The organism is Candidatus Methanocrinis alkalitolerans (assembly GCF_029167205.1).
Classification (GTDB): Archaea; Halobacteriota; Methanosarcinia; order Methanotrichales; family Methanotrichaceae; genus Methanocrinis; species Methanocrinis alkalitolerans.
The window spans coordinates 19619-39298 of the sequence record NZ_JARFPL010000004.1; the positions used below are offsets into that span (position 1 = coordinate 19619).

At 59.5% G+C, this 19680-nt stretch carries 23 protein-coding genes and 2 pseudogenes; 14 read left to right on the plus strand and 11 right to left on the minus strand.

Going from position 1 to position 19680, the window contains the following annotated elements; all coding sequences use genetic code 11:
• Positions 1 to 23: 23 nt before the first annotated feature.
• The 4 genes from P0O24_RS01795 to P0O24_RS01810 form a co-directional block, all read right to left on the minus strand.
• Complete coding sequence (locus P0O24_RS01795; protein WP_316968027.1) at positions 24 to 629, minus strand: DUF2150 family protein; 606 nt, start codon at positions 627 to 629, stop codon at positions 24 to 26.
• A 9-nt stretch (positions 630 to 638) separates the two neighbouring features.
• Positions 639 to 1130 (minus strand): KEOPS complex subunit Cgi121, encoded by a 492-nt coding sequence (gene cgi121, locus P0O24_RS01800; protein WP_316968028.1) that lies wholly within the window; start codon positions 1128 to 1130, stop codon positions 639 to 641.
• Positions 1131 to 1268: 138 nt separating this feature from the next.
• Positions 1269 to 1949, minus strand: a complete 681-nt coding sequence (locus P0O24_RS01805) for a metal-dependent hydrolase (protein ID WP_316968029.1) — start codon at positions 1947 to 1949, stop codon at positions 1269 to 1271.
• A 201-nt stretch (positions 1950 to 2150) separates the two neighbouring features.
• A complete protein-coding gene (locus P0O24_RS01810; RefSeq protein WP_316968030.1) occupies positions 2151 to 3011 on the minus strand; it encodes a coiled-coil protein in 861 nt (286 codons plus the stop codon).
• Between the two features lie 521 nt (positions 3012 to 3532).
• On the opposite strand from P0O24_RS01810, the gene P0O24_RS01815 reads away from it, so the two are divergent.
• The 3 genes from P0O24_RS01815 to P0O24_RS01825 all read left to right on the plus strand — a co-directional run bounded on the left by P0O24_RS01815 (position 3533) and on the right by P0O24_RS01825 (position 6499).
• Entirely contained in the window at positions 3533 to 4417 is an 885-nt protein-coding gene (locus tag P0O24_RS01815) for a 4Fe-4S binding protein (protein WP_316968031.1), read from the plus strand.
• A 277-nt stretch (positions 4418 to 4694) separates the two neighbouring features.
• The gene (locus P0O24_RS01820) at positions 4695 to 5666 is read left to right on the plus strand and encodes a hypothetical protein (protein WP_316968032.1); all 972 of its coding nucleotides are present in this window, start codon (positions 4695 to 4697) and stop codon (positions 5664 to 5666) included.
• A gap of 134 nt (positions 5667 to 5800) precedes the next feature.
• Positions 5801 to 6499, plus strand: coding sequence for a 6-hydroxymethylpterin diphosphokinase MptE-like protein (locus P0O24_RS01825; RefSeq protein WP_316968033.1), 699 nt, complete (start codon positions 5801 to 5803; stop codon positions 6497 to 6499).
• A 101-nt stretch (positions 6500 to 6600) separates the two neighbouring features.
• On the opposite strand, the gene tmk is transcribed toward P0O24_RS01825, so the two are convergent.
• Positions 6601 to 7308 (minus strand): dTMP kinase, encoded by a 708-nt coding sequence (gene tmk, locus P0O24_RS01830; protein WP_394356662.1) that lies wholly within the window; start codon positions 7306 to 7308, stop codon positions 6601 to 6603.
• Between the two features lie 518 nt (positions 7309 to 7826).
• Here tmk and P0O24_RS01835 point away from each other — a divergent pair.
• Positions 7827 to 8765, plus strand: a complete 939-nt coding sequence (locus tag P0O24_RS01835) for a manganese-dependent inorganic pyrophosphatase (RefSeq protein ID WP_316968035.1) — start codon at positions 7827 to 7829, stop codon at positions 8763 to 8765.
• A 22-nt stretch (positions 8766 to 8787) separates the two neighbouring features.
• Here P0O24_RS01835 and P0O24_RS01840 read toward each other — a convergent pair whose 3' ends face one another.
• Entirely contained in the window at positions 8788 to 10044 is a 1257-nt protein-coding gene (locus tag P0O24_RS01840) for a tRNA(Ile)(2)-agmatinylcytidine synthase (RefSeq protein ID WP_316968036.1), read from the minus strand.
• 45 nt (positions 10045 to 10089) lie between these two features.
• Here P0O24_RS01840 and P0O24_RS01845 point away from each other — a divergent pair, with 45 nt between their 5' ends.
• Genes P0O24_RS01845 through P0O24_RS01855 form a run of 3 tightly spaced genes read left to right on the plus strand, consistent with a single transcriptional unit; the run spans position 10090 to position 12409 of the window.
• Positions 10090 to 11019 (plus strand): transcriptional regulator, encoded by a 930-nt coding sequence (locus P0O24_RS01845; protein WP_316968037.1) that lies wholly within the window; start codon positions 10090 to 10092, stop codon positions 11017 to 11019.
• Between the two features lie 54 nt (positions 11020 to 11073).
• On the plus strand, positions 11074 to 12087 hold the full coding sequence (locus P0O24_RS01850) for a phosphoribulokinase (protein ID WP_316968038.1): 1014 nt from the start codon (positions 11074 to 11076) through the stop codon (positions 12085 to 12087).
• On the plus strand, positions 12062 to 12409 hold the full coding sequence (locus P0O24_RS01855; protein WP_316968039.1) for a DUF488 domain-containing protein: 348 nt from the start codon (positions 12062 to 12064) through the stop codon (positions 12407 to 12409). Before P0O24_RS01850 ends, P0O24_RS01855 begins: the two co-directional genes overlap by 26 nt.
• A 10-nt stretch (positions 12410 to 12419) precedes the next feature.
• On the opposite strand, the gene P0O24_RS01860 is transcribed toward P0O24_RS01855, so the two are convergent.
• A complete protein-coding gene (locus P0O24_RS01860) occupies positions 12420 to 12920 on the minus strand; it encodes a rubrerythrin family protein (RefSeq protein ID WP_316968040.1) in 501 nt (166 codons plus the stop codon).
• Positions 12921 to 13115: 195 nt separating this feature from the next.
• Here P0O24_RS01860 and P0O24_RS01865 point away from each other — a divergent pair, with 195 nt between their 5' ends.
• Both P0O24_RS01865 and P0O24_RS01870 read left to right on the plus strand, forming a co-directional pair.
• The gene (locus P0O24_RS01865) at positions 13116 to 13964 is read left to right on the plus strand and encodes a hypothetical protein (RefSeq protein ID WP_316968041.1); all 849 of its coding nucleotides are present in this window, start codon (positions 13116 to 13118) and stop codon (positions 13962 to 13964) included.
• A 57-nt stretch (positions 13965 to 14021) separates the two neighbouring features.
• Positions 14022 to 14645: a TIGR00296 family protein gene (locus P0O24_RS01870; protein WP_316968042.1), complete on the plus strand. Its 624-nt coding sequence runs from the start codon at positions 14022 to 14024 to the stop codon at positions 14643 to 14645.
• Positions 14646 to 14670: 25 nt separating this feature from the next.
• Here P0O24_RS01870 and thiC read toward each other — a convergent pair whose 3' ends face one another.
• On the minus strand, positions 14671 to 15978 hold the full coding sequence (gene thiC / locus P0O24_RS01875; RefSeq protein ID WP_316968043.1) for a phosphomethylpyrimidine synthase ThiC: 1308 nt from the start codon (positions 15976 to 15978) through the stop codon (positions 14671 to 14673).
• Positions 15979 to 16106: 128 nt separating this feature from the next.
• Between thiC and P0O24_RS01880 the strand changes: the two are divergent.
• Positions 16107 to 16683, plus strand: a pseudogene (locus P0O24_RS01880) (MBL fold metallo-hydrolase).
• Between the two features lie 55 nt (positions 16684 to 16738).
• Entirely contained in the window at positions 16739 to 17356 is a 618-nt protein-coding gene (locus P0O24_RS01885) for a protein-S-isoprenylcysteine O-methyltransferase (RefSeq protein ID WP_316968099.1), read from the plus strand.
• Between the two features lie 56 nt (positions 17357 to 17412).
• On the opposite strand, the gene P0O24_RS01890 is transcribed toward P0O24_RS01885, so the two are convergent.
• Positions 17413 to 17559, minus strand: coding sequence for a hypothetical protein (locus P0O24_RS01890; protein WP_316968044.1), 147 nt, complete (start codon positions 17557 to 17559; stop codon positions 17413 to 17415).
• A gap of 161 nt (positions 17560 to 17720) precedes the next feature.
• Between P0O24_RS01890 and P0O24_RS01895 the strand changes: the two genes are divergently transcribed.
• The gene (locus tag P0O24_RS01895; RefSeq protein ID WP_316968045.1) at positions 17721 to 18032 is read left to right on the plus strand and encodes a hypothetical protein; all 312 of its coding nucleotides are present in this window, start codon (positions 17721 to 17723) and stop codon (positions 18030 to 18032) included.
• A complete protein-coding gene (locus P0O24_RS01900; protein ID WP_316968046.1) occupies positions 18014 to 18265 on the plus strand; it encodes a DUF2283 domain-containing protein in 252 nt (83 codons plus the stop codon). Before P0O24_RS01895 ends, P0O24_RS01900 begins: the two co-directional genes overlap by 19 nt.
• A gap of 85 nt (positions 18266 to 18350) precedes the next feature.
• Here the strand turns inward: P0O24_RS01900 and P0O24_RS01905 are convergent.
• Positions 18351 to 18569 (minus strand): annotated as a pseudogene (locus tag P0O24_RS01905) (GyrI-like domain-containing protein); the annotation flags it as partial.
• A 40-nt stretch (positions 18570 to 18609) separates the two neighbouring features.
• Positions 18610 to 18834 (minus strand): hypothetical protein, encoded by a 225-nt coding sequence (locus P0O24_RS01910; RefSeq protein WP_316968047.1) that lies wholly within the window; start codon positions 18832 to 18834, stop codon positions 18610 to 18612.
• A gap of 181 nt (positions 18835 to 19015) precedes the next feature.
• On the opposite strand from P0O24_RS01910, the gene P0O24_RS01915 reads away from it, so the two are divergent.
• Entirely contained in the window at positions 19016 to 19657 is a 642-nt protein-coding gene (locus tag P0O24_RS01915) for an MBL fold metallo-hydrolase (protein ID WP_316968048.1), read from the plus strand.
• Positions 19658 to 19680 lie beyond the last annotated feature (23 nt).

Consider the following 19680-nt stretch of genomic DNA (forward strand, 5'->3'; position numbering starts at 1 on the left):
CCTTCGAGTCGCCGGTCGGAAGGTCAGGAGTCGTCGCCGTCGTCTTCGGACCCGTCGTCTTCCTTGTAGCTGTCGTCTCCGATCTGGGCGGCGGAGATGGCGTCGATTCCGTCGAGGAGCTCCGCCGTCAGGGAGTAGGGGAGGTCCTCGAAGACCTCTTCGGGGAGGGCCTCTCCCCCGATCACCCTCGCCCCGATATCGCTCAAAACCCCCAGGGCCTCCTCCATCCGGTCTGCCTCCTCGGCGAGGACCGCCTTTTTCACCAGATCCTCCAGCTTCGTCTTTCTGTCGTAGCCGCCGTCGATGTACCTCTGGCTTGAGATGAATACGGCGGTGAGGGCGGCGTTCAGCGACTCCAGCATAAGATTCGCATCCTCTCCCAGGGAGTCGTCCCTCTCAGAGACTATATCCCTGATCTCGTCGATGGCGTATATCGCCTCCTCTTTGGTGATGGTGGTGTGTTCACATCTCGCTATGACCTTTAGGCAGGCCAGGACCACGTCGTCCATGGCGTAGACGAAGACCGCAGCCGACGGATCCTCGTCCGACTCCTGGAGGGTGAACCCGCTCTCCTTTATCTTGTTGATCCAGTTCTGCCAGCGGCCCCGGGTGTAGAACTCTTCTTTCATAAGATCATCTCATCGGTAAGCATCCATCAGCGCTACCCGTTCCAGCACGATGTCGGGGATCCTCTCCTCTCCCGCCGCCTCGATCTCCGCCTCCCCGATCTCGAAGGCTTCCCTGACGGCGGCCCTGCTCCAGCAGGGCCCTTCGCCGTCGATCTCGATGATATCGGAGATCTTTGGAGGCGTCCCGTTCTCCACGACTATCAGGGCTATCCTCTCGGTCTCCTCCGATACCCCCATGGTGAGCGCCCGACCGATCTGTCTTTTGCCCGAGGCGTAGCGCAAGATCTCAAGCCCCAGATCTTTGGCGACGTTCTTCTCTTCGGAGAAGGCCCGGATCGCCTTCTCGGCGGCTAAGGTGGCGTGGCTCTCGCCGACGATCAGGGATGCGTCCATCGCCTGGATGACGCAGCCGCTCTCGACTTGGGCCTTCCTCAACGCCGCCAGAAAGGCCTCTTTACCCTTCACCTTCGGCCTTCCGAAGATCAGACAAAGATCGCTCATTGACGGTTGGTTCGGCGACGGAGTTTAAAAGTTTGCGGTCGTTTCATCCGCTGCCTACGGGACGATGATCGGTGGAGCCGCGCCGATATGGATGAAATATAAAAATAAATTGGATCTATCGCGAGGGTCCTTCGGATCTCAGCATTCGACGGCGTCTCCTGCTCCCATGATCACCACCTCGGAGTCGCAGAGAGTCTCCACCAGATCCCTGAACTCGGTGGGGTCCTGCCTTATCCTGGGCCAGGTGTTGTAATGCATCGGTATCACCAGGTGGGGCCGGATCCAGCTGGTGGCGATCGCCGCTTCTCGGGGGCCCATGGTGTACCTGCCTCCGATGGGCAGCAGGGCGACGTCCGGTCGGTAGAGATCTCCAATAAGCCTCATGTCGCTAAAAAGGGCGGTGTCGCCGGCGTGGTATATTCTTATCCCGTCGTCGATGACAAAGCCCGCGGCCTCCCCGCCGGGGGTCGGAGGGTCGGTGAGGTTTATCTCTGAGGAGTGGATCGCGGGGGTCATGGTGAAGAGGACGTCTCCCATCCGCAAGGAGCCGCCGATGTTCATCCCCTCGGATCTGATGGATAGGCGGTCCAAAAATCTCGCCACCTCGGCGACCGCCAGGACCGGAGAGCCCGTCTGTCGGGCTATATCCTCGGCGTCGCCGAGGTGATCAGCGTGGCCGTGGGTGACGGCGATGATATCCGGGTTGAGCTCTTCGACGGCCTTTGGGGCCATGGGGTTATCCCGGATGTAGGGGTCCACCAGGACGTTCATCGACTCTGCAAGCTCAAAACAAGAATGAGACAGCCAGGTTATCCTCATATCCATCCACCTGGGGTCTGCTGCGCCCCTCCTCTGCTGCCTATCTTCATCTCTCCGTTCATCTCCCTCGTCCGGACGATCCGTCCGCCCTCAGGATCGGGGATCGAAGTAGGCGGCGAAGCGGAAGGCAGCGATGCGGGCGGGCTTTAAAGGTCCGGGAGCGGCCGGAGGGCCGCTCCGGGATTAAAACCGATCTCGGTTTCAGACCAGTCCTGAACGCTGAAGTCTCAGGAGGTCGGAGGTGTCCAGCTTTTCGCCCTGTCTGAACTGGGTGAGGATCTCCTCGGCCTCCTTCCTGACCTCGGCCTTCACCTTGTCCTCCCTCTTCTCCCGGTTCTTTCTCCGTAGACCGGTGATGATCTTGTCGAAATCGCGGATCTCTCGCTGAGTTCGTATGAACTCCCGGTGCTGCTTGTCCGCCGCCTCCTGGGCTTTGACGAATTCCCGGTGGGCTCCGTCGGCCTGGGCCCTCACCTGGTCCGCTTCTTTGAAGGTGGCGATCATCTTGTCGTGGTATTCCTGGGCGAGTTCTGCAGACTTTGTGACGAGATCGTGGTATTCAGACGCCTGGTCGCGGAGCTTCTGCGCCTCGTCCAGAAGGTCTTTCAAGACGTCGTTCTTCTCCATCTGCTCCTTCCTCATCTTGAACTCGGCCCGGAGGGCTGATATCTTCTCGACGAGCTGCTTTTCTTTGTCGGGGCTTAAGACCTCGGTCTGCTGTTTGAACTCCATGTGGTCTATCTCTCTTCGCAGACCCCGGATGGATCGGTCGCCCGTGAGGTTGTGCTTCTTTCTGATCTCGTCTATCTGAGCGTAGAAGTCGTTCGTCTTCTCGTTGAACTCGTCCCGCTTCAGTTTGGCCTCAGCCACGTTCTTGTTGTACTCGTCACGGAGCGTCTTGAGCTCTTGGGCTTTGTCGATGAGCTCTTTTGTCTTCTTGTTCAGTTCGTTGCGCTCCGCGGCCCACTTGCTGGCTTCAGCGTTCAATTGGCTTCGACTATCCTTAAAATCGATGGCCTGTTGCTTCAGCCGGGCCTTCTTTTCTTCCAGTTCTGCCAGCATCCCCCTTTTGTCCTCCTTTTCCAGCCAACTTGGCTGGTTTTCATCCCTTCCCTACGGCACTATACTTCGTGGGGCATCATCGATGTCACATGCTCCTTCCATCGACCTGTTTCGGGGGAGATCTCAATAAAATCTCGATTTCGTTGACATCTGCGGATCATTTCAGCGGGGCTTTCAAGCGTCTGATCGAAGGATCGCGCTCTTCCAATCGCCCTGGAACCAAAATGTTGTTCTTTCCCAAGATCGACGTCGACGGGCATGTGCCAATTTCCTAGTTTATCCCTCACGTATTAACCTTTTGGTAAGAACCGGCTCTGGTGGCATGGGACGATCTCCCCTCCCGGCGTCTACTCACCCTCCTTCATCTCTCCCTTGTCCTTCATCTCTTCATCTCCTGCAGCTCCTCTCCATCTGCCTGCGGGTCTCTTGGATGTTTTGATAAGCTATCCTGCTCTAAACCTCCACTCTATTCGCAGTTATCCTTTTTACGACCACAATTTACAAGTTAGTCGGAGATTACGATGACATATGATCTTGGAGGGATCGTGTTGAAGCCGGAGATGTACAAGGGGATGCCCGCCGTATTCAAGAGGAGAGACGGGAAGTTTGAGATAAAGATCCTGGTGACGGGGGGGATGCTCGACCCCGCCCAGGTGAAGCGGATAGGAGAGGTGGCAGAGAAGTACGGCGGCGAGGTCCATCTCACCGTGAGGCAGGAGATCTCGATCCTCGGGGTCCCCGAGGAGAAGCTGGAGGCGGCTATCGCCGAACTGAAAGGTGCGGGGCTCGCCCCTGGGTCTGCAGGGATGACCTTCCGGAACGTCGTATCCTGTCTCGGGGAGGTGTACTGCTTCAAAGCCGCGGCGGAGACGACCGGCCTTGCAAGAGAGATCGGGGAGAGGTTCACGGGGGAGAAGACGCCGGGTCCTCTTAAGGTGGGGATAGGCGGGTGCCCCTTCCCCTGCACCAGGCCCCAGTTCAACGAGATCGGCGTCATGGGGAGGGTCAGGCCCGAGCTGGACGCCGAGAAGTGCACAGGGTGCGAGAAGTGCGTCGCTGTCTGCAAGGTGGGGGCGGCCACCATAGTCGATGGGAAGGCGGTCATCGACTATGATGAGTGCGTCATGTGCGGTCGCTGCGTCGTCAACTGCCCTGTGGGGGCGAGGTACACCGCCGAGGACGGGTACATGATCTTCGTCGGCGGGCGGGGGAGCTGGCCTCCTCATGAGGGCTGGATGCTCCGCGACTTCGTGGCGAGGGAGGAGGTCATCCCCCTCATCGGCCGGATCCTGGAGGTTTATAGGGCCGGCGCCCAGCCTGGAATGAGGCTGCGGGAGTTCATAAAATCGGTGGGATTCGAGGAATTCAAGGGAAAAGTCCTGTCATCCGAGGCCGAAAAGGCCTGATCATCCCCCTGGGACTTTTTCTGACCTTATAACCATAATTATCTCCTTTTTTGGACTTCCAAATGTCGAACTCCTTTTATGCCATAATTTCATCCCGAGTGGCTCCCTTTATAACCGAAAATTTCCGGAATGGCCGGGTCATCCTGAGGCGTCTGCGGCACCGGTCGCCCTGATGATATCCTGATAATATATCATGCGATCAACAGATTAAAATAGGGGGGTGGCATTAGATTTATGCAAGGCTCTACTGAACTTAGTTTAGACGGAGGGAGTTGATTTGAGAAAAGTTATGCTCGCGATACTCGCCCTGTCGTTCCTGATGGGGATGGCGGCGGCGCAAGAATTCAATGAGAGGCCTGCCAAAGGCGCCGGTTACAACATGACCTTTGACTTCGAGCAGAGCGTCCAGGGTAGCGGCTACTTCATGACGTACAGGTACATCCAGCTGCCCACCCCCGACACCGGCAGCCCCGGCCAGAAGGGTCCGATGTACAAGGACTACGCCCACGGGAGCGGCACCATCGAGAACGAGATGATCATCAACGCTGATATCGTCAACTACGTCAAGAAAGACGGCTGCTACCAGGAGTGGGAGGCTTACTCCTGCATATCGGCGAGGGAGGACAACTCCATGGTCTACTCTCCGATGAGGATGGCCATAGGAAACGGCTACTACGCGCGAAACCCCATCCTCTACGACTCCCTGCTTAAGGAGAAGACGGTGATAAAGAACTACAGGCCGGTCACCATGATGCACCACCAGGTGGAGTACGCCAAGGCCGTCGACAAGGAGATCGAAATCCTGGTCAAGGATAAGCAGTATGTATATGACGATCCGATCTACCAGGGCGTCGGCTACACCTGGATGAAGATCAGCGAGGACGTCACCGACGGTATGGTGGACATAGGAGTCCTCCAGGGAGATCCGAATAACATGAACGATACCGGCTATGATGCACCTCGGCGGTCTAATGGCCAGGGGACTAGTGCCTGGTACAACCCCATGATCGAGATCGACGAGCACTACGTCGGGACCTTCACCATCGAGAAGAACATGACCCTCGAGGTCCCCTACAAGCATGTCATTGTACCGAAGGACTGGCTGAGCTGCTGCTTCGGCGGATGCGATACGATGGAACCGTGCGGCCCCTACAACCCCTGCGAGCCGTGCATCGTCCCAGACGCAGAGTCCATGGCTGCCGCCACCTTTGAGCCTCCTGTGACGAACGGCGACATCTATTATTCTTGAACAGTTCGGGGATAACCTCCCCGACCTCTTCTCTTCTTTTATCCGCCCTTGATCTGCTCGTCTTTTGCATCCACCATCTCCCTGCCCCGGATCGGAGAGGAAAGGCTTAACCTCCCCCCCGGCTAGGGCGTATCATGCGGTTTGAGGAATGGGACCCGATATACCGGGAGATCCTGGAGGAGTTCGGCTTCTCCCGCGACGAGGACGAGGCAGCGGCCCTCCTCCTCAAGGGCCTCCTCTCGGGGAGGGGAGGAGACCTCTCCCTCGAAGACCTGGACTCGATGATCCGGGGGCGGAGGGTCCTGGTATGCGGCAACGGGCCGGGGCTTGCGCTGGAGTTGGGGGCGATCCTGGAGGAGGGCCCTATGGCCCGGCCCGGCGCTTCGAGGGACGAGGGTCTCGTGGTCATAGCCGCCGACGGGGCGACGACGCCCCTCCTCGCGGCGGGGGTCGTCCCCGACGTCATCGTCACCGACCTGGACGGCCTCCTCCCCGACATCGTCGCCGCGAGCGAGAGGGGGTCGGCGGTGGTGGTCCACGCCCACGGCGACAACGTGGCTGCCCTTTTGGAGTACGTCCCCCGGCTCAGAAAGGTCCTCGCCACCACCCAGGCAGCCCCCCTGGAGGGGGTCTACAACTTCGGGGGGTTCACCGACGGCGACCGCGCAGTCTTCCTCGCCCGGCACTTCGGGGCAGAAGAGATCAGGTTGATAGGCTTCGATTACGACGATCCTGCCGTCACCCCAAAGAAGAAGAAGAAGCTCGCCTGGGCGAGGAGGCTCGTGGCGATGGCATTGGAAGATCAGCCCTCGCCGCCGACCTCCGTTCGCTGATCGTCGGTCTATCAATCGTCGATCTTCGATATCCGATCGCTGATCCATCAATCAGCGTTATCCGATCGTCGGTCTCTCGATCTTTGATTCCTCACCGCGCCCTATCCATCCGCCCCGGACTCCTCCTCGGAGATGGCGGCGGCTAGGGCGCGGATCGCGTCCTTCAGGACCTGGGACCTCTCGCGGCCGGCGTCGATGATGACGAACCTCTCCGGCTCGTTTCTGGCCAAAACCTCGAAGTTCGCCGCCACCTCTCTGAGAAACGCCTCCCGCTCGAACTTCTCGGGATCTCTCGATGTAGGGCCATCTCCCTTGCGGGAGAGGCACCTCTCCACCGCCTGGGCGGGATTTATCCTGAAGAGGATCGTCTTATCGGGGACGACGGACCAGGGGCGGTGGATCGCCCCCACCCACTCCATGGGGCCGGGGACGATTCCCCGGAGGGCGGTCCCCTGGTAGGCGATCCTGGAGTCGGAGTACCGGTCCGAGATCACCACCATCCCCCGGTCGAGGGCCGGGACCACCACCTCCCTCAGGTGGCGGGCGTGGTCTGCCAAGAAGAGGAAGAGCTCCTCCAGCCCTTCCGACCCCATCGGACCCGGCCCCCGGCCTTCCGCCGTCCTGGGGCCCTTCAGCCTCTCTCTCAGGAGCCGCCCCTCCTCGCCGTCGGTAGGCTCGGCGGTGAAGAGAAACTCCCTGCCTCTGAACGGCCCCCTCTCCTCTTCCTCCTCTGCGGAGATCCACCGGGCGAGGTCGGCGAGGGCCGTCGACTTGCCGGACCCGTCTATCCCCTCGAAGGTGATCAGAATTCCCCACATAATCAGCAGGGTTCGTTGAGATGGTGCTGATATTTAAGATAATGGCGGAACGGGCGGAAACTTTATTATAAATGAGTTATAATAATTTAAAATTGTGGGCCTGCCCCGCATGATTTTGGTATGTCGCCCGATGCTCTGCTAACTCTGAGGCCTCATCCTATGGAAGATCCGTCCGTCGGCTCAGTGACCCTCGCAGCGGGCTTATATGTACCGCATCTGGGTTGTCTTGAGGTCATGGGCAGACTGTAGTCATTATCTCCCCCAAGGACCTATCAACGCGGCTTTTGGTGTCGTTCCCCCTTTGCTCCGGCGGTCATGGCGACGGCGGACGCCTCAGCTCCTGCCAGTCCTCATAAGGGAACCCTCTTTCTATATGCTAAGTACTATATAAAGATGCTGGCCTCCTCCGATCCGCCCTCGCCGCCCCCCGGCGGATCCGAGATAAATTTCGGCATAAACGGCTCGTTGCAAAGGTTTAAGTCGGAGTTGCGCGTTGAATATCTTCGGAGGTGTTTCATCTGGCTGATAACGTCTACGTGGTGGGCCACAAAAGTCCAGACACTGACTCTGTAGCATCGGCTATCGCTTATGCGAACCTGAAGAACCAGCTGGGTATGCCCGAGATATACATCCCCGCGGCGGCGGGCGAGATCAACAGCGAGACCAAGTTCGTCCTCGAGCGCTTCAGCGTCCCTGTGCCGGAGACGATCACCGACGGCAAGGGCAAGAAGATCGTCCTCGTCGACCACAACGAGGTGGGGCAGGCGGTGGATAACATAAAAGAGGCGACGTTGATGGAGGTCATAGATCACCACAAGATCGGCGACATCCAGACAGGAAGCCCCATCTTCTTCCACAACGAGCCCGTCGGGAGCACAGCGACGATAATCTCGGCGATGTACGACCAGAATGGTGTTAACATCACCAAAGAGATGGCCGGCGTGATGATGTCCGCCATCCTCAGCGACACCGTCCTCTTCAAGTCTCCCACCTGCACCGATAAGGACAAAGAGCAGGTGGAGAAGCTAGCCAAGATCACCGGCGAGGACTACATGCAGTACGGGATCGATATGCTCACCGCCAAGAGCGACATCTCTTCCAAGACCGCCAGAGATATCGTAAAGGGCGACTACAAGCACTTCGACTTCGCAGGGACGAAAGCCGGGGTAGGCCAGATCGAGGTCATGGACCTCTCGGTGCTGGCTGCGAGGAAGAAGGAGATCCTGGAGGATATGGAGAAGGTGAGGAAGGAGGAGGGTCTCAGCTTCGTTCTGATCATGCTCACCGACGTCATGAAGGAAGCGAGCGATCTGCTGTTTGTGGGCACGCCTGTGGATAAGTTCGAGAAGGCCTTCGAGGGGAAGATGGAGAACAACTCCATCTACAAGAAGGGCGTACTCTCGCGGAAGAAGCAGGTCATACCCCCGCTGGAAGCGGCCTTCAAGTGAGGCGGCTCTCCCTTTTTATTTTCTACCTGCTGGGATGGACCTTATCGCCTCTCATCCTCACCAGGGGCTTTGATAGGTGCCTCCTGGCGCAAGGAGGAACCTCATAGAAACCCTCCTGGATCTCTCTATGGAGGGGAACGGTCGCCTTCCCCTCTGCCCTCGTCTTGCACCTCCTGCACCGGTACCCCTGCCCCCGGCCCGCAGACTTCATCCTTCTGCTGCAGGAGGGGCAGAGGGGCGCCTCCCCGACCGTCCCCTCGGCGAGGGAGACGACCTCCATCTTCTCGAGGTTGACGGTCCCCTTCTTGACGGCGCCGTAGACCTCGACGAGGTCCCCTGGGAGTAGAGCCCTCACCAGATCCCTGAAGCCCTTCGTCGGCTCGAATGCGGCGCATCTGATGGAGGAGTCGGATTCCTCATCTCTTAGGGTGAAGAAGATGTGGCCGCCTTCGATCGCCTCCGGCCCGTCGGCCACCACCCCCCGGAGGAGGTAGCTATTATCCTCGACGACGCCGCTGACCTCGCCCCGAGAGATGTGGGCGTCGGTCCCCTGGTTCGTCCTGTAGATCACCATCCTCTCGAAGGGCTCGGACCTGATCGTCTCCAGGGCCTCCATAAGAGATCCTGGCTCATCTCCCCGGATTCCGAAGAGGACCGGGTCTTTTGAGTGGGGTGCGAAGATGACCTTCCGGTTCTGGCGGTCGACGTTGTCCCAGGTCCGGGGGTAGGTCAGCTCGTCGGCCTTCCATACCGACTCCTCGTCGATCTCTCGGGGGGTGGCCCATCTCCTCTCCCCCCGGTAGGCTAGCAGCTCATAGGTCACGTCGGAGAACCGAGCCCCTACGGCCGCCAGAGCCCCCACGAGACCCTGACGGTTCTTGAAGGACCGGGACCAGAGGCCGAGCCTCTCGATGATCTCCACCGCCTCTCTCACGTCGATGACCTCATGGAGGGCCCTTTGGTAGAAGCCGGATAGCTCCCTCGGCACCTCCTCGGCGACCACGAGGCCGGGGTTGGTCTTTTTGCCGGAGAAGTCGGAGAGCTCCAAAAGGGTCTCGAGGGCGACCTCCTTCGCCTTATCGGGGCGTTCGGTATCGAGGGAGAAGGCGATGGCGGCGTTCCCCCTGGTCTTGAACTGGACGCAAGGATTGAGCCTCACCAGCTTTGGGAGGTCCACGACCTCGCCGAAGCTTCCAAGCCTCTCCATCATCACCGCAGCCAGGTAAGTGGTACAGAGACCCTCTTCCGAATCGGTATCGTCTACCCCTATAGTTATCATGATGGTGAACCTTTAAATAACCGCTGAGCCGAGACATGTATAATCATGAATAAGGAGTTTCTGACCGATCGGGTTGCGGGTCTTTTGTCCAGGTCGGGCTTTTCGGTCTCCGACCGGTGTTACGTCAGGCCGAGGAGTTTCGACCTGGCAGCGAGCCGGGGCGGACTTCTCCTTATTCTGAAGATCCTCTCCAACATCGACGGCCTCAACGAGAAGACCGCCGTAGAGATTCGCAGCCTGGCTAAATACCTTTCTGCAAACCCCCTTTTGATCGGCGAGAAGACGAGGGATCACAACCTCGAAGGGGGGGTCGTCTACTTCAGGTACGGGGTTCCCACCGTCAGCCTCAACACCCTCGCCGACTGGATCATCGAAGATATCCCCCCTTTCGTCTACGCCGCCCACGGAGGGCTCTACGTCAAGATCGACGGCCGCCTCTTGAGAAAGCTCAGGCTGGAGAGCGGCATATCCCTCGGCGCCCTCGCCTCGGAGCTATCCGTCTCACGGCGGACGATCAGCAAGTACGAGATCGAGAGCATGGACACCTCCATCGACGTCGCCCTGAGGTTGGAGGAGCTCTTCGGCCAGGAGCTGATAAAGCCCGTCGAGATCCTGGAGCCGAAAAGCCCTCTCCTCGGAGTGCGGGGGCTCATCGACGACAAGGTGCTGAGCCACCTGGCCCAGATCGGGTTCGACGTCTTCCCCACGGTCCAGTCGCCCTTCAACGCCATAACCCAGAACGAGGCGCTGGTCGTCCTGACGGGGGTGGGTAAGCTCTCGCCCACCATGATGAAGAAGGCGAAGCTGATGAGCAGCCTCTCCATCATCACCAAGACCCGGTCGGTGGTGATCGTCGACGGCGAGACGAAGGTCGAGCGGGTCGAGGAGACGGCGGTCATCGAGGCCCGGGAGCTGGAGACGATCGACAAGACGAGCGAGTTTGCGGACCTCATGTCGGAGAAGCAGGATCGATGATATCTTCGCCAGAAGCCTCAGATCCCCGGTCCATCCCTCATCGGAGGATATCTTTTGAACCCCGGCCTGGCTGAAGGGCTCCGATCGTCCGGTCGGGTCTTCGTGGTGGCGGTGGCTGGAGATAGCGGCTCCGGCAAGACGACCCTATCGTGGGGGATCAGACGGCTCCTGGGCGAGGACCTCGTCTCCACCTTCAGCATGGACGACTACCACAGCCTCGATCGTGAGGAGAGGAGGGTCCGGGGGATCACCCCCCTGAATCCCGAGGCGAACCGCCTCGATCTTCTCGCCCATCACCTCGGAGCCCTGCGGCGGGGGGAGGAGATCGATAAGCCCGTCTACGACCACACCGATGGAACGATAAAAGGGCCCGTCCCCTTCAGGTCGGCTCCCGTCCTCATCATAGAGGGTCTCCACCCCTTTTTCACCCCGGAGCTAAGGCGGGAGATCGACCTTTCGATCTTCGTCGATCCGAGCCGCAGCGTAAAGAGGCGGTGGAAGATCAAGAGGGACTGCATCGATCGAAACTACGATCGGGAAGCGGTGAAACGAGAGATTCTGGAGCGTGAGGCCGACTACAAGATCTACGTCGACGTCCAGAAGATCTACGCTGAGGCGGTGGTGAAGATCGAGGAGTCGAGGCTTCCCGCGCCCCTTATGGCGGAGACGCCAAAAGAGATGTACTCGGTGAGGCTCATCCAGGAGGTGATGGAGGCGGACCGGTCGGAGGTGGAGCTGAAGGTCGACCTTTCGGCGATCTACCGGGATGCGGAAGAGGAGTTCTCCATCGCATACCAGCGGGACGACTACTACGGCAAGAGGGTCTCGGTCCTCACCATCGACGGCGAGCTTCACATCTCCATGATAGCGGGGCTGGAGGAGAAGCTCTGCAGGATCATGGGCTCGGAGACTCCCATATGCGACCGGTCGGCTGGCGGAGTCGTCACCTCCACCGGGATGGTCCAGATCCTCCTATGCTGGCGGCTCCTGGAGAAGCTCGAGCGACACCTATCAAGATCTGGTCTTTCGGGGGGAGATGACGATGCTGAGGTTGAAGAGGGCGTATGACCCGCCGTTGGAGGATGACGGATTTCGGATCCTCGTCGACGGGATATGGCCCCGGGGGATGAAGAGAGAGCAGATCCAGATAGATCTCTGGCTCAAAGACGTGGCCCCGAGCGACGAGCTGAGGAGATGGTTCGGCCATGATCCCGGGAGATGGGGCGCGTTCAAAGAGAGATATCATGGTGATCTGGCTTCCAAAGGGGATCTCATCGCCCTGATATCGGAGAAGATCTCCTCGGGGGATGTAACCCTCGTCTTTGGAGCTAAGGACGAGAAGTTCAACAATGCCGTGGCGCTGAAGGAATATCTCCTCCGGGAAGATTGACCGATTTTGATCAATCTATCCTCTTGAACCTCTCCCCCTTGACGCCGCAGACGGGGCACTTATCCGGCGGGACCCTCTCGGCAGTCATGCCGCAGACGGGGCAGACGTAGTAGGGGCTGCTCTCCACCCCCCGCGACTCCAGGTTCTCCATCATGTCGTGGTAGAGGCGGGCATGGATCTCCTCGACGTCGCTCGCGTACCGGAAGGACCTCTCCGCGGCCTTGTCCCCTTCGGATATGGCGGCCTCGATCATCCCGGGGTACATCTCCTTGAACTCGTGGGTCTCTCCTGCGATCGCCTCCCTCAGGTTCTCCTTCGTCGCCTTGACCTTCTTCATCGCATTGAGGTGGTTTTTCGCATGGACCGCCTCCGCCTCGGCGGCGGCCCGGAAGAGCCTCGCCGCTTGGGGGTAGCCCTCAAGGTCCGCCTTCTCGGCGAAGGCGAGGTACATCCGGTTCGCCTGGGACTCCCCGGCGAAGGCCTCATTCAGGTGATCCTCTGATTTTGACATGGTATCTGCCTCAAAGACTGGTTCGATAAGCTGTATCTTACACAATGGCATAAATCCTCTCGCTTTGGGGAGGTGGAACAGCACATGAGATTTGCATATCCAGATACAATTTTTATATGTGCCAGATACAAAAGTTATTTATTGTTGAATGGTATGAACTATTTATAATTTAAATGGTGCGAAGGGGCCTTGATCATGTCAAATGGATCTGACGCTAAGGATTTAACGAAGACTTCTATTTTGCCGCCCTTCACGGCGGTTCGGATGGTCTGGGCACAGACGGGAGCGTCTTCTGACGATGAGCAATCCCAGATAACTGCCACTTTGGTGAAGAATTCTATGAAAAATATTCGCGAAAAGGCTGAAGCCGATGGCGTCAACGAGAACGAAAAGGAATATGTTCTAAGCGCGTTGGCGACCATGGAATCGAGCCTGCGCAACCTGGATATCGCTTACAAGGGCCGAACCTTAAACTTCGAAGAGAACGAGAAGCTCAGGGAAGCGTATCTGGACTCGATTAAAGAAGGGATAGAGTTCGGAAACAAAGCAAAAGATCTTCTTAAATCCTTGCCTACGATGACTATTGGTGCCGTTGGTGGTGTTACTATTGTCAGTCATCTTTTTGGAGATTTACAAGAAGAATCGTTGTGGGGTATAGGCCTGGCGTTCGCGGCGGCTGGCTACTTGGTAAACCTCGTGATTGTAAGAGCGGGGAGAACAAAAACACAAAAGTATTATGTAGTTCAGGACTACGAACGAGGACTTTACTACGATCAGTACGTCTCCAGAGCAGCAAATATATTGACATCTCTTTATCTGGATCTGGATAGAATTCATAAAAACGCCTTTGGACAGCGATATCCTGTTGATACGACGGATGAAAGTGCCATAGTTGACGATGTCCTCAAAGGCGTCCGTAATACGTACTGCAAGTATGTTCACAAGCACATGAGAGAGGATAAGGTGACTCACGAACTATGGCCTCTCTGTGAGACCGGAAATGAGGATGCTGTGAAGAAGTGCCCCCACTGGGAAGGTAAGTAAGGCCGTTAAATGGGGTGCAATTATATTCACAGCGGACGCCTAATAATCCTTTAGTACATGGCGGCCAGAGATCCCTCCATGCTCACCATCGAAGAGGGGAGGCGGGCTGTAACTCTCGCGAGGGACGCCCTGACGGCTTACGTCGAGAAGAGGGATAGGATAAGGCCGGAGGGCCTTCCGCCGTCCTTCCAGGAGAAGGCCGGGGTATTCGTCACCCTTCATGAGGACGGCGAACTCCGGGGTTGCATAGGCTACCCCGAGCCGGTGATGGAGCTATCGCGGGCGATAGTCGACTCGGCGATAAACGCCGGCGCGAATGATCCCCGGTTTCCCCGGGTCCGGCCTGACGAGCTTCCCAAAATCGAGATCGAGGTGACAGTCCTCACCCCGCCGAGGCGCTACGACGTCAGAAACCGGGACCTTCCGGAGGCGGTCAAGATCGGGGAACACGGCCTCATCGTCCGCAGGGGCATGTGGTCTGGGCTCCTTCTGCCCCAGGTGGCGACGGAGTGGGAGTTCGACCCGACGGACTTTCTATGTCAGACCTGCCTCAAGGCGGGCCTGCCCCCCGACTCCTGGATAGACGAGGAGACGGAGGTCCTCTTCTTCGAGGGGCAGGTCTTCGCCGAGGTGGCCCCCGGCGGCGAGGTGGTGGAGAAAGAGCTGGAGAGCTGCTCCTGAGGTATTCGGCTCTCAGGGGAGCCCTTTAGATCTCTTTCTCCGCCTTCTTCGTATTCTTCTTCGCCTTCTCTTCTTCCCGCTCCATCGCCTCTCGCGCTAGCCTTATGGCGCATAGCTCGTCGCACATGGTGCAGGTGTCGACGTCCACCCCCCTCCGGTGGCGGATCATCCTGGCGATGGCGGGGTTTATGGCCAGGTCGAACTGGGCGGGCCAGTCGAGGTCCCTTCTGGCCACCGCCATCTTCCTGTCCCACTCGCGGGCCCTATCTCTCACCCCGGGCTTTGTGAGGTCGCAGGCGTGGGCGGCGATCCTGGTGACGACCGTCCCCTCGAAGATGTCCTCCTTTGTAGGAAGGTCCAGGTGCTCGCTGGGCGTCGTCGCGCAGAGGAAGTCTGCGCCGTTCATCCCGGCTATCGTCCCTCCGATGGCGGCGGTGATGTGGTCGTAGCCTGGGGCGATGTCGGTGACGATGGGCCCCAGGAGGTAGAGGGGCGCGCCGTCGGCGACGTACTTCATAGCCTTGACGCTCGTCTCGATCTCGTCGGCGGGGACGTGCCCCGGCCCCTCCACCATCGCCTGGACCCCGGCCCTCCTCGCCCGGTCGACGAGCTCGCCGAGCATGATGAACTCCATGTACTTCGCCCGGTCGCTGGCGTCCTCGATGCAGCCGGGGCGCAGGCCGTCGCCTAGACTCAAAGTCAGCTCGTGCTCTCTTGCTATGTCCAGGAGGTGGTCGAACTCGGCGTAGTAGGGGTTATCCTCCCCGGTCTCGCTCATGTACTTGAGGGTGAGGGAGCCTCCCCTGCTGACGACGCCCATGATCCTGTGGCTGTTCTTCAGCCTCTCAAAGCTGTTGAGGTTGACGCCTACGTGGACGGTGACGAAGTCGACGCCGTCCTTCGCCTGCCGCTCCAGGGCGTCGAAGAGCCCCTGGCTGGTGAGGTCTCCTGCCACCTCTGCCTGGTATATGGGGACGGTCCCGACGGGTATAGCTACGGCGGCGAGAACCCGCCGCCTTATCTCGTCCAGGTCGCCGCCGGTAGATAGATCCATCACGGTGTCGGCCCCCGCCTCCATCGCCACCACTGCCTTCTCCACCTCGGCCTCGGGGTCGGCGAGGCCGCGGGACGATCCCAGGTTCAGGTTGACCTTGGTGGTGAGGTTCTCGCCGATCCCGATGGGGTCGATCTCTCGGCGAACGTTCCTTGGGATCACGGCCCGGCCCCGGGCTACGAGGCGGGCGAGCTTCTCGGGGTCGACCCCCTCCTTCCTGGCTACGGCCTCCACCTCGGGGGGAGTCTTCCCCTTCTTCGCGTCTTCGATAATAGTCATGATACCAACTAGCTAATATATTGAAGGAATTACACTTGTCTTATGGGGTGGTTTGTTTGGTGAAAGTGCATAAGGTTAACGGCGGCGCCACCTCCTACGAGGGGAACGTCTATCTGATCGTCGACGAGGTGGCGGTCCTCATCGATGCGGGGAGGGACGCTTCAGCGATCCTCGATAACGTCCGGGGGCTGATGGATCCCGGGGAGATCGAGTTCATCATCCTCACCCACTGCCACCACGACCACACCGCCGCGGTCCCCGCCCTCAAGGCGGCGACGGGGGCAAAGGTCCTGATAGGGGAAGGGGAGGTCTGCGACCTCGGCGACGACGTCGCCACAGGATCCTACCGGTACGCAGAGGATCCTGCGGAGTTCGGGGTAGACGGGACCCTGGAGGGGGGGGGACGTAATCAACCTCGGAAAGTGGGCGCTTTCGGTCATCGAAACGCCGGGCCACTCCCCCGGTTCCATCTCTTTATACGAGCCGAGGGCGAGGGTCCTCTTCTCAGGGGACCCCCTCCTCCCCCACGGGAATATCGGGAGGACCCGCCGGTCGGAGGAGGTGGTGAGGGACCTGGTCAGATCCATCGAACGGCTCGCGTCCCTGGACGTCCGGGTCCTCTACCCCGGCCACATGGAGCCGACGGACGAGAACGTCGGCGAGCAGATGAGAACGAGCCTCGCGTTTGCAAGGTCGATCCACTGATTCCGCTGCTCCGGACCGCCGCCTATTTTTATCATCGGGATCGAGCGGATCGGTGATGCTCGACGACCTCTTCGATCTCGTCTTTCTTGCCGGATTTCTCGCCGCCTCCCTGATCCGGGTCTACTGGCTGAAGAAAACCCCCTCCTGGTGGCGGGAGCCGACGGAGGTCGCCGATAGCCGCGAGAGAAAGCAGGACCGCCCCCTCATGCTCCTCACGGCCGCGGGGATGATCGTCGTCCCCTTCCTCTATCTCTTCACATCGAGGCTCGACTTCGCCGACTATACCCTGCCGGAGACGGCAAGCCTCGTCGCGGGCTCCCTGGGCGGCGCCCTCTTCCTCCAGGCCCTCTTGCTCCTGTGGCGGTCTCACGCCGATCTGGCCGGGAGCTTCTCGCCGGGGCTTCAGATCCGAAAGAATCACAGGCTTGTCACGACGGGGGTCTACGAGCGGGTCCGCCACCCGATGTACGCGGCCCACCTCCTCTGGGCGGCGGCCCAGCTTCTCCTCCTCCACAACTGGATCGCCGGCCCCGCCTTCCTGGTGGCGTCCCTCCCTTTATACGCCGCCCGAATCCCCCGGGAGGAGGAGATGATGGAAGAGAAGTTCGGCGAGGAGTATCGGCGGTATGCGGAGCGGACGGGGCGGGTGGTCCCGCGGTGGCGGCGGGGATAGTCCGCCAAGAAGGAGACGATCAGATCGTCGCCAGCGCTACCACCCCCCAGCTTTCTCTACCTCCCCCCCGGCACCTGGATCTCCGTCACCCGCTCCTCCGGCGGCATCGATTCGCCCCACCGGACGTAGACCTCCCGGCGGCGTCCGTCGGATGGAGCCCATTCTGGAAGACCCATCTGTAGAGCTGGTGTGGACTTCTTCAAGGCTGGTTCAAGCCTCCTTATTGTCAGGTACGCCACCTACGCCGCCGGGAGGCCCCCAACGCCGCCCTGCCCACGGGGCCACCGCCGAAAGATCTTAAAAGTAAGACGAGCAAGACCAGCATCCAGAAGAAACCCTGGAAGGCCTGAGAAGGGGGTGCTTTGTGGATACGGCGCGGTCGAAGAACGGCGTTCCCATCCGTCTGCCGGAGGAGAGATGGCTACACATAACTGAGTCGCATTCCGAGATGGTAGGCTTTTACTCCGACGTCCTGGAGACGGTAGAATCTCCGGATGCCATCTTTGAGGGGGGATCTGGAGAGCTTCTGGCGGTCAGGCGGGTGCAAATCGATAAATACCTCGTCGTCGTTTATAAAGAGGTGAGCAAAGAGGACGGCTTTTTGATCACAGCATTTCTCACGAGGAAGCGAGGCCAGCTTGAAAGGAGATCGAAGGTATGGGAGCTGCAGAAGTAGAGAAGATCTCTGACCTGGTGCCCCATTTTCTGGGCATCCCTCACAAGAAGATCTGGATCGATTATGACGAAGAGGCGGACGTCCTTTACGTCAGCTTCAAAAAGCCGAGCCACGCCGACGACTCCGAGATCACCGAGGACGGCGTCATAGTCAGGCGCGAGAAGGGCGCGGTGGTGGGGATGACCTTCCTGAACGCGTCAAAAAGGGGAACGGCCCCAAAGAGTCGCGGCTAGACTGAGATCGCCCTCGCCTATTCGCTCTTCCTTTCATCCTCTCCTCCACCCTCTTTTCTTTCCTCTTCCCTCTCGCCCTCTTCCCCTACCTCCCCACCGGCACCTGTATCTCCGTCACCTGCTCCTCCGGTGGCATCTCCTCGCCCCATTTGACGTAAACCTCCCGGGCGGCGTCTTTGGGCTGAAAGCCGTTTGAGAAGACCCAGCCGTAGAGCTGGGTGTAGGCGTCTTCGAGGTTGGTGTAGGGCCCCTTCACCGTCAGGTATGCCACTTCTGCCTCTGCCAACACCTCCACCGCCGCCCCGCCTTCGGCGACCTCGGGGGTCTCGCCGCAACCGGCATCGTCACCTTGAACCGCACCTCCTCGGGGGGATGGAGGCGGGGTCGTCGTAGTAGAGGGCGAGGCCCATCGGCGAGCCCGAGAGGGGAGGGATCAACTTTTCGGCCATCCAGGCGGCCAAATCCTCGTAGGCATTGGGGACGGTGACGGCGAAGGGGAGGCCCTTCCCCCAGAGGCTCGCCACCCGCAGGGCGGGGAAGCTCTTTATGTTGATCTCATACTGGGACATATCGACACCTTCAAAGCTGATCTGGAGAATGTCTATTTTCTTAAAAGGTTGTTGATCGCCCCGGTAGATGAGCCTTCCTCGAACCATGCCCGAACCACCCTCTAACCATCCCTGAACCGCCCGGAATCTCGCTTCCAAACAGATATATCGGTGGAGCCCATCCGGGGGAGCAGGTGTTGGAATGGTGGAAGTCCACAAGGTCTCAGGCTCTCCCTTCGACGGGAACGTCTACCTGATAAAAGACGAGGTCCCGGTCCTCATCGACGCCGGGATGGATCCGGAGCCGACGCTGCGGAAGATCCAAAAGTTCATCGACCCGGAGGATATCGAGATGATCATCCTCACCCACAGCCATCACGACCACTCCGGGGGGGTCGTGCGGCTGAAGGAGGCGACGGGAGCGAGGGTTCTGATCCACGAGGAGGAGGCGGGCTTCCTCGGCGACGATATGGCGACCGTCGCCTACTTATTCGGCCTCTCGGCCCCGGAGCTGAAGGCCGACGGGGTCCTGAACGAGGGGGACGTCCTCGACCTGGGGGAGTGGAAGCTGGAGGTGATGCACACCCCGGGCCACTCGCCGGGGGGGATCTGCCTCTATGAGAGGAAGGCTCGGGTCCTCTTCTCCGGGGATACCGTATTTCCCCAGGGGAACATCGGGAGGACCGACCTTTATGCCGGATGCGGCTCTGACCTCGTCAGCTCCATCGAGAGGCTGACGGCCCTGGAGGTGGAGGTCCTCTACCCCGGCCACATGGAGGTCGTCAGCGGCGAGGTGGGCCGCCAGATCCAGGCGAGCCTGCGGTTTGCGCGGAGCGTCCTATGATCGATAGAGAGCGATGAAAATGA

Bases quoted from the DNA above. Each gene is read 5' to 3' on its own strand.
- thiC (WP_316968043.1), bottom strand. From the start codon at position 15,978: ATGACTATTATCGAAGACGCGAAGAAGGGGAAGACTCCCCCCGAGGTG.
- P0O24_RS01805 (WP_316968029.1), bottom strand. From the start codon at position 1,949: ATGAGGATAACCTGGCTGTCTCATTCTTGTTTTGAGCTTGCAGAGTCG.
- P0O24_RS01840 (WP_316968036.1), bottom strand. From the start codon at position 10,044: ATGATAACTATAGGGGTAGACGATACCGATTCGGAAGAGGGTCTCTGT.
- P0O24_RS01865 (WP_316968041.1), top strand. From the start codon at position 13,116: ATGTCAAATGGATCTGACGCTAAGGATTTAACGAAGACTTCTATTTTG.
- P0O24_RS01795 (WP_316968027.1), bottom strand. From the start codon at position 629: ATGAAAGAAGAGTTCTACACCCGGGGCCGCTGGCAGAACTGGATCAAC.
- P0O24_RS01825 (WP_316968033.1), top strand. From the start codon at position 5,801: ATGCGGTTTGAGGAATGGGACCCGATATACCGGGAGATCCTGGAGGAG.
- P0O24_RS01860 (WP_316968040.1), bottom strand. From the start codon at position 12,920: ATGTCAAAATCAGAGGATCACCTGAATGAGGCCTTCGCCGGGGAGTCC.
- P0O24_RS01855 (WP_316968039.1), top strand. From the start codon at position 12,062: ATGCTGAGGTTGAAGAGGGCGTATGACCCGCCGTTGGAGGATGACGGA.
- P0O24_RS01845 (WP_316968037.1), top strand. From the start codon at position 10,090: ATGAATAAGGAGTTTCTGACCGATCGGGTTGCGGGTCTTTTGTCCAGG.
- P0O24_RS01810 (WP_316968030.1), bottom strand. From the start codon at position 3,011: ATGCTGGCAGAACTGGAAGAAAAGAAGGCCCGGCTGAAGCAACAGGCC.
- P0O24_RS01910 (WP_316968047.1), bottom strand. From the start codon at position 18,834: ATGTCCCAGTATGAGATCAACATAAAGAGCTTCCCCGCCCTGCGGGTG.
- P0O24_RS01915 (WP_316968048.1), top strand. From the start codon at position 19,016: ATGGTGGAAGTCCACAAGGTCTCAGGCTCTCCCTTCGACGGGAACGTC.
- cgi121 (WP_316968028.1), bottom strand. From the start codon at position 1,130: ATGAGCGATCTTTGTCTGATCTTCGGAAGGCCGAAGGTGAAGGGTAAA.
- P0O24_RS01900 (WP_316968046.1), top strand. From the start codon at position 18,014: ATGGGAGCTGCAGAAGTAGAGAAGATCTCTGACCTGGTGCCCCATTTT.
- P0O24_RS01885 (WP_316968099.1), top strand. From the start codon at position 16,739: ATGCTCGACGACCTCTTCGATCTCGTCTTTCTTGCCGGATTTCTCGCC.
- P0O24_RS01870 (WP_316968042.1), top strand. From the start codon at position 14,022: ATGGCGGCCAGAGATCCCTCCATGCTCACCATCGAAGAGGGGAGGCGG.
- P0O24_RS01815 (WP_316968031.1), top strand. From the start codon at position 3,533: ATGACATATGATCTTGGAGGGATCGTGTTGAAGCCGGAGATGTACAAG.